This window comes from Pseudomonas sp. NPDC089758, from assembly GCF_044748705.1.
GTDB lineage: Bacteria > Pseudomonadota > Gammaproteobacteria > Pseudomonadales > Pseudomonadaceae > Aquipseudomonas > Aquipseudomonas putida_X.
In genome coordinates, this window is record NZ_JBIVGN010000005.1 from 110642 (window position 1) to 122430 (window position 11789).

General features: G+C 59.6%; 7 protein-coding genes. 2 read left to right on the forward strand and 5 right to left on the reverse strand.

The window, feature by feature from the left end; translation table 11 throughout:
• Window positions 1–25 precede the first annotated feature (25 nt).
• From ACIPZH_RS08915 to ACIPZH_RS08925, 3 genes are all read right to left on the reverse strand, one after another.
• A complete protein-coding gene (locus ACIPZH_RS08915; protein ID WP_400635969.1) occupies window positions 26–3907 on the reverse strand; it encodes an RCC1 domain-containing protein in 3882 nt (1293 codons plus the stop codon).
• A 132-nt stretch (window positions 3908–4039) separates the two neighbouring features.
• Window positions 4040–5347, reverse strand: coding sequence for a hypothetical protein (locus tag ACIPZH_RS08920; RefSeq protein WP_267818000.1), 1308 nt, complete (start codon window positions 5345–5347; stop codon window positions 4040–4042).
• A gap of 65 nt (window positions 5348–5412) precedes the next feature.
• Entirely contained in the window at window positions 5413–6726 is a 1314-nt protein-coding gene (locus ACIPZH_RS08925; RefSeq protein ID WP_400635970.1) for a DUF2599 domain-containing protein, read from the reverse strand.
• Window positions 6727–7316: 590 nt separating this feature from the next.
• Between ACIPZH_RS08925 and ACIPZH_RS08930 the strand changes: the two genes are divergently transcribed.
• Entirely contained in the window at window positions 7317–8198 is an 882-nt protein-coding gene (locus ACIPZH_RS08930; RefSeq protein WP_400635971.1) for a DMT family transporter, read from the forward strand.
• Between the two features lie 4 nt (window positions 8199–8202).
• On the opposite strand, the gene ACIPZH_RS08935 is transcribed toward ACIPZH_RS08930, so the two are convergent.
• Together ACIPZH_RS08935 and ACIPZH_RS08940 are read right to left on the reverse strand one after the other, a co-directional pair.
• A complete protein-coding gene (locus ACIPZH_RS08935) occupies window positions 8203–8673 on the reverse strand; it encodes a DUF4265 domain-containing protein (RefSeq protein WP_400635972.1) in 471 nt (156 codons plus the stop codon).
• Window positions 8674–9024: 351 nt separating this feature from the next.
• Entirely contained in the window at window positions 9025–9909 is an 885-nt protein-coding gene (locus ACIPZH_RS08940; RefSeq protein ID WP_241806051.1) for a DMT family transporter, read from the reverse strand.
• Between the two features lie 149 nt (window positions 9910–10058).
• Between ACIPZH_RS08940 and aceK the strand changes: the two genes are divergently transcribed.
• Window positions 10059–11768 (forward strand): bifunctional isocitrate dehydrogenase kinase/phosphatase, encoded by a 1710-nt coding sequence (gene aceK / locus ACIPZH_RS08945; protein WP_400635973.1) that lies wholly within the window; start codon window positions 10059–10061, stop codon window positions 11766–11768.
• The last annotated feature ends 21 nt before the right edge of the window (window positions 11769–11789 follow it).

Genomic DNA, 11789 nt, shown 5'->3' on the forward strand with positions numbered 1-11789 from the left:
CGCGCCGGCCTTGTTGTTGGCCCTGTTACCTACGTTGAGCGCGCAGCTTCTGCACCAGCTGGGCCTGTAAAGGCAGGCTGTTGCCGCCATAACGGCTGTCGCCCCAGGTCACAACCCTGCCATCGTCGGTCAGGGCGATGAACGCGTAGTAGGTGGCATAGATAGCCCTGACGTTGATCAACTGCCCCGCGACAGCGCTTGAGTTGCTACCTGTCGATGCATACCCCCAGCTTTTGACCGAGCCGTCGGCAAACAGGGCCGCGAATGCCCTACCGCTAGCGGCGACCTGAATCACATCTGCACGCCTGGCGATGTCGGCTGGAAGGGTGCCCCCGTTGGACGGGTGCCCCCACGCTACGATGTGGCCATTTTTACGGCGAGCACAGAAGGCGGACGTTGTGGCCGTCACTTCTACGATGTCGGTCAGCCTGGCTATTTCGACAGGTACCGTACCGCCATAGCCTGCGTCTCCGAACGCCAGGACCTGACCCTGACTGGTCAACAGGCAGTATGCATAACGGGCATGCGCTTCGATCGACTCGATGTCCTCCCGCTGCTGGATGGCGGCGGGCATGTTGCCAGCGCCGGATACGTTACCCCAGGAGAACACTTTCTTGCGCCCATCCGCTGTCACTCGCCGGGCAATGAAACCTCTGCTACCGCCTTGGACTTCGACCACATCGTCAAATGCCGCGTAGGCTTGGGGAAGAACAGCGCCATAATCCGGATGCCCCCAGCAAGCCAGACGGCCATTACTGCGTAATGCTGCGACAGCATAAAAACTCGCGGCTACGTCAGTCACATCGCGCAGGTCGAGAATCTGTTGCGGAATCCTCCCGCCCTGCGTCGGCTGACCCCAGCCGGTCAGGCGACGTTCGCCAGCCTCACTGCCATACAACGCGACGAAAGCACCGTGGCTGGAGCGCACCTTGAGGAAGTCCCGCCTGGCGATGTCTTCAGGCCTCATGGTGCCGCCGTAGCCTGCGTGTCCCCAGCACGTAATCGCACCGTTGAGCCGCCTGGCTGCCCTCGCCATGAGAGTGACGGATAGATCGACTATGTCATCGAGCACCGGTGCAACACCTATGCTCCCCCAGGAATGGGCGCTGTAGGCACCCGGGGTCGATGTGTCGGCCAGGGCCGTGACGCCATTTGCATTGCCTATCACGTTCGCGACGTTAAGCACTACACTGTTGGCGCGGCTGCGGACCTCGAGCAGCCGTTCAGGCTGCGTATCGCGCCAAGTCTGCCCAGGCGTCCAATCGGCATCTCCGCTGTAGCGCCATTCGGCGAGCAACGGCACCGATGTCGACGCATGGACCGCAGTAAGCCGTTGTGGGGGTGTGATATCTGCCCTTCCATCGACGTTGTAACGCGCGCCCATGACCCGCAACGGTGCAGCGCTGATCTCCTGGTTGACCGAGTACAGTCGCTCGGCTGATTGCTCCTCCCGACCATCCAGGGAGCGTATGATGCGGTAACTGAGCTTCAAACCTTGATTGAGGTTGGCGGTGATGACGGCGGTCGGGACCACCACATGCAAGGCTCGATTTTCCTCGCCACTTTGCACGGGGTGAGTGAAGTGTTCCACATGATTGGAAACCAGCCCTACCAGCTGCACCACCACTATATCGCCAAGGGCCAGCCTGGCAGCTGCGGCAATGACGACCGTCGCCTGGCCTTGGAGGTCGAATGGGTTGATATTGTCTTGCACCGCCTCATTGATCACGGCCAACGGCAAAGGACCGCGTTGTACCCGGAAGGTGACCACGCCCGACCAGTCCGAAGGGCGCCTGCGATCGAAGCGGATAATTTCATATTGAACATCCACTTCGCCATTTTCACTGGCAAGTACATAACTCAGGTCAATCGGCAAGGTGCGCGGCCTGCCTTCCTCTCCGCGGGCGACCGAGTCATGTACCTCGGTCACACTGTTCGCGTGATCGCCATCCCAGTAGACCACCACCTTGTCACCGGCAGCGAGGCCCGCGGACGCCGGGATGGTCACTGTCGCGCCATGGGTGAGGGTGGAAGGGTCGAGCGTGCTCTGTTGCAGCTCATTGACAGTAGGCAGCGCCAGGTCCAACTGCGGTTGTGCGCCCAGCACCAGTTCGAGATCGTACGAGATCTGGTCGGGTTGGTTGGGCCGTACGATGCGGTAGTAGGCTGTCACGTCCTCGGCCTGGGTCAGGCCACCCACGAGCTGGGCCCGCGGAATCCGAAACCTTATGCTAGTGGCGTTCGCGTCGCTAACGCGTTGCGTGTCGTGGTGGAACCCGCCGCTGGATGTGCTCCATTCGATTTCCACATCATAGGGTACGGCGACTGTACCGGGTAGCGTCACCACCAGATCGACGCCTGCGGCATATTCCGGCAGTGACGGGTCAAGCACGCCATTTTCGGGGGCTGGATCGAGTGATGGCGGCGCCAGGGTTTCTGGCGTTTCACCGACATCCAGTAAAGCCGACTCGGACGGGAGACGCGCGTTGCCTCGGGTCACGGTATAGGAAATGTCCAGCGTACCGCCATCCAGCGGCAGCAGCGCCGTGGCCCTGTCGAGCCGGAACTCTACATCCTCCCCGGCCCGGCTGATAGGCAACGCAGTGCGCTGTATCAGCAGCAGTGTGGTGTCTGACCGCATACCGCGCCATGTCAGGTTGACTATATCGTTGGGCTGCAGTTGCGCGGCTGCTGGAATCACCACGATGACCGGATCCAGGTCGGCGTCCACATAGCCTTGGCTGATGCCGTTGAGCTGTGGCGGCGGCAAACGGAGTGGGGCGCCTACGAAGTTGACCCGGGTGCGCCTGGAGCGCTCCACCTGGCCGCCCTGGATGACTTCGTAGCTGGCCGTCCCACGCCCGCCCCATAACGGCTGCAGGTGCTCGGCAGGCAGGTCGAACACCAACGTACGGTTGCGCCGCACCACCCACTGTGTGCCCAGGTCGACCACGGTGATCACGCCTTGTGCGGTCTCTGCCGTCCAGGTCATGTGGACCTGCGCACCCGGCTCAAAACCCTCTGCAGGTGGGTCTACCTCCACACTCAGCCCGCTACTGCCAGGTTCGCCCTGCCTGAGGCGCAAGACGTTTCTTCCCGTTTGCGGATTGACTACGAAGGGCGCTGGCAACCCTGTTACCTGACCGTTCGGGATGACCGTGTCGGCCGACCAGTCAGCGGACTCGTTACCCACCTCGTCAACTACGTAATAGCTGATTTGCACGTTTGCATCCGAGGCTCCCTCGACCGCATCCTGGGGAATGTCGATGACCACCGCTCTGCCAACTTCGTTGGGCTTGACCTCGTGCCCAAGCTCGTGCCCCGACCAGCTCAGGTGTATGCGGTCGTGTCGACGCATCTTGGCGTAGGGCGCAATCGTTACTTTTACGTTTCTGCTATCCAACTCGATCGTGGTATGGGACACCTGGGGCGCCGCCAGCTCATCCGAATTGGCGGCATCTTCACCTGGATAATTGAACCGCACCAGCACGTTCAGGCGTGCGGACTGTTCTTCGCTATCGGTGCCTGTGCGCGTAAGGCCGTAGTGCAGTTCATTGATGCCCTCTGGGATATTTTCTGGCGGGATGTTCAGCGTTAGTGGAGAGCCGGGCTCACTGACCGTGTCAGTCCCGACCAGATCGTCACCCCAGTAGACCTTGATGACATCGCGCACCTGCATGTTCGGATACGCCTGGACAACCACCGGCAGGCCGGCACTGCCTTCGTTTATCAGATCACCACTGACACCCACTTCTGCGCCCCTGGTCTTGAGCGGTCGCACAGCGTCCGGAATGTAGATATGGCTCAGCGTTCCTGCAGTCACGTTGTTGGGGTCAAGCCCTCTCAGGTACTCGATGAAATCATCGATATCAGTTTGGAGGCCATTTTCGGTAGTCGTGTCAGTCATTACCCTATTCCTCAGCCGTTGCATGAGATATGTAATGTAGGGGTGGCGTCGATATGAAAGTTTGCAAGGGATAGACGCCTTTGTGCTCACTGTTCATCTTTGAGACGACTAGCGCTAACCTATTGCGGGTTGTTATTCGAAGTACTGATCTTCAGGTCGATAGGTAACCAATTCCCCATTTGGAGCCGCCCCATTAATTCGAAGCAGTGGCAGATACCCAGTGCCGGTATCTGCATGGTATTCGCGCTGATAACGCCTTCCGCCTTCCAGGCCCTCATCCAATCTTGAGAAAAAGGCTTCCAATGGCAGGCTGGCAGGAACATTGCTAGGCCAGGCTGCCATCAGCGCTTCATTCCACGCGGTACCCCCAGGCATGTTGTAGTTCGCCCTGATATCGGCGATGGTTTGAAATGAGGAAGCGTCTGTTCCGAAAGCACACGCATAGTTCTTAGTATTACGATACCTATTCAGCCACTGTTGAGCAGTTGCAATTCCCTGGGCGGCGCAAGTGCCTCTAAATGTACACCTGTCTGCCGAGTTCGTAGTGCTGTTGTTGTTGGCGTAAATGCAGCGTAATGAAACCCGTTGTTGCGTCGGGGTACCAGAGGCTAACAATATGAAACCTTGGCGGAATAAAACGTGAGTAACATTCATGTCGGCGGCAAAGTAACTAAAAGATACCCCGTTTCCCCTGATTGAATCAGGGCTCGGATTCCACGCCCTGAAATTCCCCAGACCCGTCGCACGAACCCACACCCCATTGCAGTTATAGCGGCTCGTACCATCGTCGCAGGTGGGTGCTGTATCAGCGAAGCGCGCATTGATGCGTGACGCTACTTCATAGCCTTCAAATAGCTGTTCTCGTTGGGCAAAACCGAACGGCGTCAGCGTGTCGTCCGGCAAATAGCGAAGTAGCGGTAGCCACTCCCCTGTTGCCTGGTACCACGCCAGTTGGTGCCTTTGCCCGCGCCATAATGCGCCCGGTGCACCTAACCGGTAATACAACGCCTGGATGGCTACTTTCCCTGGCACCGTAGCATCCCAGTTACGCACTTCTACGGTGTCCGGTTGCGGTCTTGCATGCACGTCATATTCTTTTTCCTGAGCCATCGCTTCAAAACGATTCATCAGGATAAAGCCGGTTTTCTCCTGCAGCGATGCAGCGGGCAGATCACTGCGCAGGTAGTTGAATGTTTCGCTGCCCCGCTGGCTGGCTGCCGCATCGTGTTCCCAGAAGTTTTGCGCATGAGTTTGCGGCAAAGGCCGGGCCAGTACCCCGCTGCAGGCATAATCGGGTTGATTGGCCGCGCATTGCTCGGGTGTATCGGCCAGGCGTAAATTGAGCGCATCAGCGGTTTCGGCACCACTCATGGCCCAGGTATCAAGAGTGAACAGGCAGAGCAAGGCTAAGCCGCAGGTTCGCAGCAATACAGGACTCATCTTCGACTCCTTGGCGCGTGTAGTGAGATGTTCGTTAGCGGCTTGATGCCTTGCTCCGGCATTTATTACAGGTAGGGGACTGCCGGCCAAGTATTGCACCCTTCAGCTATAGATTGCTGATGGCTGGCATCGGGTCGCACCGGCTCCAGGTTATATGTTGGTTTATTTCGTATTGGTCGACCGTTGTTAGTACCGGCCAAATGACAGACCAGTTGCCTGCGCATGCCGCCACCATACTTGTCACCGCTCCAACGTGGATCATCACCATATTTTCTCAGCAGTTCTGCATACATGGCTTCAGTTTCATCCGCTCCTATGGTTCGTGCATGCGCCGTGGGGGTAACCGATAGCGTCCAGACGCCATTACCCAAATGAGGATCGCCATCACGCTGGATCCATCTTGCGCTCTGAATGTAGCCCGCGGGAGAAGTCTTGTTGATCGGTCGCGGCAGGTCTCGATGCTGCGCGTCAGCCTCGCAGGAGAACCCCGCTCTGCTATTTGCGTCCCGCGGGAAGTCCATTTTGATTACCGGCACCCATCGCCCGGTCTGCTGGTAATAGTCAAACTGGTTTTTCATTGCTTGCTTTTTCCCAGTTTGAATGCTGTAGAAAAAGGCTGCTACTGGAGCTTTGTCCTTTTCCCAGGTGACAACGCGCAACTCTGTCTGTATCTCCTTCGCCTCTGGGGTATCGGCGATTGCTTGGCGGGCAGCAATGAAGTGTTCAAACGCCTGCGTGCGCTGTGCACGTGTCAGGTTCCTGTGCAGGCTAAAGCCACATTGTTTTCTATGCCGCGAATTGCGGCTACTCGCGTTTAATGAATTGTAGTGTTGGGTCCAACTCGTAGCATTGTTGACCCCCAGCGCTTGGCAGCTATCTTCCACTTCTACAGTGCGCGAATTATCCAAGCATCCTCTTCCACTTCGAAAGTCTGTCCAGGCGTCGATCGGAAACGCACAGACTACATTCAATTTTTTTTTCCTATCGTTAACGAATTGGCGTGGCGTAAATATGATCCCGTTATTTGCGCTCAAGCCCGGATCTTTAAAGGCGATACGGTCACTCCGCATCCAGGACACCGATACGCCTCCGGATTGCACCGATGCGGGGCTGGGATTCCAAACGTAGTATTTAAGTGGATCCGTGGGCGCGGGGATTTTTTCAGGGTTACCTGACCTTTCATCCCATCGATGAGTAGCCCTTAACATGACGCCACTGCAGTCGACTGCCGGATCTACACCGCACGTCGATCTTGTGTCGGAATACCAGTTAGTAATTTCCCTGGCAACACCTTCGCATGTCGCAGCGTCAGCAATTGTGGTAAAGAAAAACAGAGGTACTATAACGGCCGAGGCAAACCCGGTTTTCATGTCTTTCATAGCGGTTTCCATCCCGGTTTTTGAAACTGAGGCCCATGCTAGGACTGCGCTGAATCTGCGCCAACTGGCAAAAATGCTAGTTTTTGTGCGCTATTTTATTGCACTTAATTAATTAACTTGGCGTTCAGAGGTGAAGGTCACTCAATCGATGCCATAAGGCTCGGCGAGCAAAGCCTGGGTCTCAGGCTGCTTCGCTATTCACTGTGGAAGGAACAGGAGGAGTACCGCGCGTTCTACGAAAGATCAGGCAGCAATTGTCAGCCGCTAAGCGCCGGGCTATAGTCCAGTTCGTCAATGTCTTTTGAAGATCCGGTAATGCCAGCCATCCCTTCCACCACAAGCTTTGCCTTCGCGCCAGTCGCGGGCACGGTCGTGCGTGGCAGCCAGCAGCCGGCCATGATCAGTCATTACCCACCACCTGTAAGTGGCGTCTTAGGCGGCGTAGCTCCGCCTCCTTGCGTGGTCGTGCTGGGCTGATCGGCTTCTGGCCGCATCCCTTCACACGCGCAACCCACTGAACACGGTCGGCTCCTTCCCTGCTGAAGTTCACGCCCACCGTTCGGCTTCTTTGCCCGAATACAGGTGCAACCATGTCTGTCTTTTCCAAAGCTAGCGTGGCCTCTGCGGCTACTACCAGCCTGTTCGTCCTGCTGTGGAGCAGTGGCGCCATCGTTTCCAAACTCGGCCTGGCCCATGCCAGCCCTTTCGCCTTCCTGCTGTTGCGCTCGGCGCTGGCCCTGGCCGGGTTGTTGCTGATCGGCCCGTTGCTGGGCCTGCGCTGGCCGCGTACCGGGGGGGCGATGTTGCGGGCCCTGGGCACCGGCTGCGTGCTGCTTGGTGCCTACCAGATCTTCTACCTGCTGGCGCTCAATACCCAGGTCACCCCTGGTGTGATGGCCACGGTAATGGGTGTGCAACCGATTCTCACCGTCGTGCTGATGGAGCGCCAGCGCTCGTGGAGCCGGCTGTTTGGCCTGGGCCTTGGGCTTGGCGGGCTGGTGATGGTGGTCTATCAGGGCATCAATCTCGGCGGCGTGTCGCTGGCCGGGATGCTGTTTGCCTTGCTGGCGCTGGCCAGCATGACTTTCGGCTCGATCCTGCAGAAGCGCATCACCGACAACCCCATGGGCACCCTGCCGCTGCAGTACCTGGCGGGGTTTGCCATGTGTGCGGTGTTCGCGCCGTTGCAGCCGCTGCACATTGAGTGGGCCAGCAGTTTTATCGGTGCGCTGCTGTGGATGGGGTTGGTGGTTTCGCTGCTGGCGACCTTGCTGCTGTACCGGCTGATCGCCAAGGGCAACCTGGTCAATGTCACCAGCCTGTTCTACCTGGTGCCGGCGGTTACTGCGGTGATGGATTTCTTGATTTTCGGCAACCGCCTGGCACCGCTCAGCCTGCTGGGCATGGGGCTCATCGTGGTCGGTTTGCTGTTCGTGTTCGGCAAGCCTGCCAGTCGTCTGGCCCGAGCCTAGGCCGTCAGCGAAACTCTTCGGGGATGGGGTGGCGCAGCACGCCTTCCTCGAAGTCCAGGTTGCCGGCTTCGCGCTGGGTCAGCAGGTAGTAGAGCAGGGTGTCGAGTGTGCGCGTAGGCGGGACTTCGACGGCCAGCATCCTGACCGCTTTTTCGACTTCGCTGGTGCAGCCGAACTCTTCGAGTGCTGCACGTACCTGCTCAAGGTCGCCGGTTGCTTTCACAAGAATGCGAAATACCGAAGCGCCGCCACTGTGCAGCAAACCTTCGAACCAGGATTGCTCGCCCTCTTCGCTGATGCTGATGGTATCGCCGGGAGCGATGCCGTAGGCATAGAACGGGAGGCTGTCGACCTGGTAGCCAGCCGCGGTGCGTTTTGCCCACAGGCCTTCGACCGAGGCGGGTGGATAGCCTTGGGCGTCCTGCTCCAGGCGCCAGAGCACGATCTTGTAGGCTGGGGTTTGCTCGGGGGGCATGGGCGTTACGTGTCTTGAGGGCTGCTTATCGTAATGCCCTTTGGCGGCGTTGTCTGTACTGGCCCTATCGCCGGCAAGCCGGCTCCCACCGGGATTGCGCCAGCGTTCAGAAATTGGGCAAGACAGTTGCTTCCACAGTTAAAGCGCTGACCCGAAGAACTGCGCGATCGATGGAGGGAGCCGGCTTGCCGGCGATGGGCTGCGCAGCAGCCCCCTAGCAGAGCTGTAATACCCCGAGTGTGCTCGATGGGACCCGCGAGCATCTGGGGCCGCGTTGCGGCCCATCGCCGGCAAGCCGGCCCACTTGAATTGCGCCAGCTTTTAGAAGTTGAGCAAGGCAGTAGCTCTCTCTCAGGCCTGGGCGCGGCGCGTGGGCTTGAGGACCAGCCAGAGGGCGGCTGCAATCAGCACGCCGCCATACAGGTGGCCCATCGACAGCGATTCGTCCAGCAGCCACGCACCCCACAGCACGCCGAAAACCGGAATCAAAAAGGTCACGGTACTGGCCTTGACCGGCCCTATCTCGGCCAGCAGACGGAAATACAGGATGTAGGCGAAGGCCGTGCACACAAGGCCCAGGCCCAGCAGCGACAGCCATACCTGCCAGCCGCCCCAGCTGGCAGGCGGCTGGGTCAGCGCACTCCAGGCAAACAGGGGCGTCATCATCAGGGTGGCACCGAGCATGCTGCCGAGCGCTGACAGGCGGCTGTCCAGGCCACTGATCCAGCGCCGCGCCAGAAAGCCTGCGAAGCCATAGCACGTGGTTGCCGCCAGGCAGGCCAGGGCGCCCTGCAGCAGTGCCAGGTCCAGCGCCACCGGGCCCGCGCCACTGAGAATGCCGACACCGAACAGGCCAAGGAAGATGCCGCACAGCTTGGGCAGGGTCATGGCCTCGCGGAAGAACAGTGCGCCGATCAGCACACCCATCAGGGGCGTGGTGGCGTTGAAGATCGCCGAATAGCCTGCCGGCAGTACCTGGGCTGCCACCGAATAGAAGGTGGCGGGGATGCCTGAGTTGATCATGCCCAGCACCAGGCAAGCGCCGAGTTTGCCCTCGAAGTTCCAGCGTACGCGCGCTGCTGCGAGTATGGCGATCAGGCCCAGGCAGGCGATGGAGACGCGAAAGAAGGCGGTAGGCACGGTGCCCAGTTCAGGTGCGATGATGCGCATGAACAGAAAGCTCGCCCCCCAGACGGCGGCAAGGGTCAGCAGGCGGGTCAGGGCGATGGGGCTCACGGTGGTCTCCGGGTACAGGGCAGGGCGCGAGTGTACGCGATGGCGCTCGGGCTGATCTTGTCCTTTCTTGCGCTGCAAGCCGGTAGAGGCGTCGCAAAGTTCCACCGGCGGCTAAGCTGTCTATCTCACCCCGCACCGAGGTGTCCTGCATGACCCAGCACTGGCCGGCCGGCGAAATCGCCCGAATGATCCTCGATGGCTTCGATGACTACCGCGAACACTTTCGCCGCATCACCCTGGGCGCCCGCGAGCGCTTCGAGCAGGCGCGCTGGCAGGATATCCAGCGGGCAGCAGCGGCGCGGATCAACCTCTACGAGCAGAAGGTCGGTGAGGTCAACGGCTGGCTGCGGGACGGGTTCGACGAGGAGGTGCTGCTGGAGGTCGAGCAGTGGCCGTTGGTGAAAAGTGCCTATATACGCCTGATCGACCCGCGGCTGGACGATGAGCTGTCGGAGACCTGGTACAACTCCTTGTTCTGCAGCCTGTTCAGCCATGATCAGATCAACGATGGCTGCATGTTCATCCATACCACCCGGCCTTCGATACGCAGCCACGAGCGCGCCGCACAGACCCACACCTATAGACCCGACGGCAGCCTCAAGGGCCTGTTGCGGTCTATCTTCTGCGCCTATGCGTTCGGTTACGGTGATCTCGAGAGCGACCTGTCACGCCTTGAAGAGCAGTTGCGCGACTGCCTGCCTGACTGGGTGTGCAAGGACCCGGCGCTGGCCGTTGAGTTGTTCGTGCCGGTGCTGTACCGCAACAAGGGTGCCTACCTGGTGGGCCGGCTGTACAACAGCGATGAGCAGTGGCCCCTGGTGATACCGCTGCTGCACCGCGAGGGCCATGGCATCGAAGCGGATGCGCTGATCACCGACGAGGCCGAGGTGTCGATCATCTTTTCCTTCACCCGCTCGTACTTCATGGTCGACGTGCCGGTGCCGGCGGAGTTCGTCAATTTTCTCAAGCGCATCTTGCCAGGCAAGCACATTGCCGAGCTGTATACCTCGATCGGCTTCTACAAGCATGGCAAGTCGGAATTCTACCGCGCCCTGATCAACCACCTGGCCAGTACCGACGATCGTTTCATCATGGCACCCGGTGTGCGCGGCATGGTCATGAGTGTGTTTACCCTGCCGGGCTTCAATACCGTATTCAAGATCATCAAGGACCGCTTTTCGCCCTCCAAGACGGTCGACCGCGCCACCGTGATCGACAAGTATCGCCTGGTGAAGAGTGTCGACCGGGTCGGGCGCATGGCCGATACCCAGGAGTTCGCCGACTTTCGTTTCCCCCGGGGCAAGTTCGAGCCAGAGTGCCTGGCCGAGCTGCTGGAGGTGGCGCCGTCCACCGTGACCGTGGAGGGCGACACGGTGCTGGTCCGCCATTGCTGGACCGAACGGCGCATGATCCCGCTCAATCTGTACCTGGAGCAGGCCAGCGCAGCCCAGGTACACGAAGCGCTGGAGGACTATGGCCTGGCCATCAAGCAGCTGGCCGCAGCCAACATCTTTCCGGGGGACATGCTGCTGAAGAACTTCGGGGTTACCCGCCATGGTCGTGTGGTGTTCTACGACTATGACGAGATCAGCTACCTGACCGAGGTGAACTTCCGCCATATCCCACCGCCGCGCTACCCGGAGGACGAGATGTCGGGGGAACCGTGGTATTCGATCGGGCCGCACGATGTGTTCCCGGAGGAGTTCCCGCCGTTTCTGTTTGCCGATATGGGCCAGCGGCGTTTATTCAGCAAGTTGCATGGGGAACTGTACGACGCGGACTACTGGAAAGGGCTGCAGGCGTCCATACGCGAAGGCAAGGTGATCGATGTGTTCCCGTATCGGCGCAAAGGGCGCTGAGGCGGGTTGTCGGGCCGCCTG

Coding starts and splice junctions, on each gene's coding strand:
- aceK (WP_400635973.1), top strand. CDS start 10,059: ATGACCCAGCACTGGCCGGCCGGCGAAATCGCCCGAATGATCCTCGAT.
- ACIPZH_RS08925 (WP_400635970.1), bottom strand. CDS start 6,726: ATGAAAGACATGAAAACCGGGTTTGCCTCGGCCGTTATAGTACCTCTG.
- ACIPZH_RS08935 (WP_400635972.1), bottom strand. CDS start 8,673: ATGCCCCCCGAGCAAACCCCAGCCTACAAGATCGTGCTCTGGCGCCTG.
- ACIPZH_RS08915 (WP_400635969.1), bottom strand. CDS start 3,907: ATGACTGACACGACTACCGAAAATGGCCTCCAAACTGATATCGATGAT.
- ACIPZH_RS08930 (WP_400635971.1), top strand. CDS start 7,317: ATGTCTGTCTTTTCCAAAGCTAGCGTGGCCTCTGCGGCTACTACCAGC.
- ACIPZH_RS08920 (WP_267818000.1), bottom strand. CDS start 5,347: ATGAGTCCTGTATTGCTGCGAACCTGCGGCTTAGCCTTGCTCTGCCTG.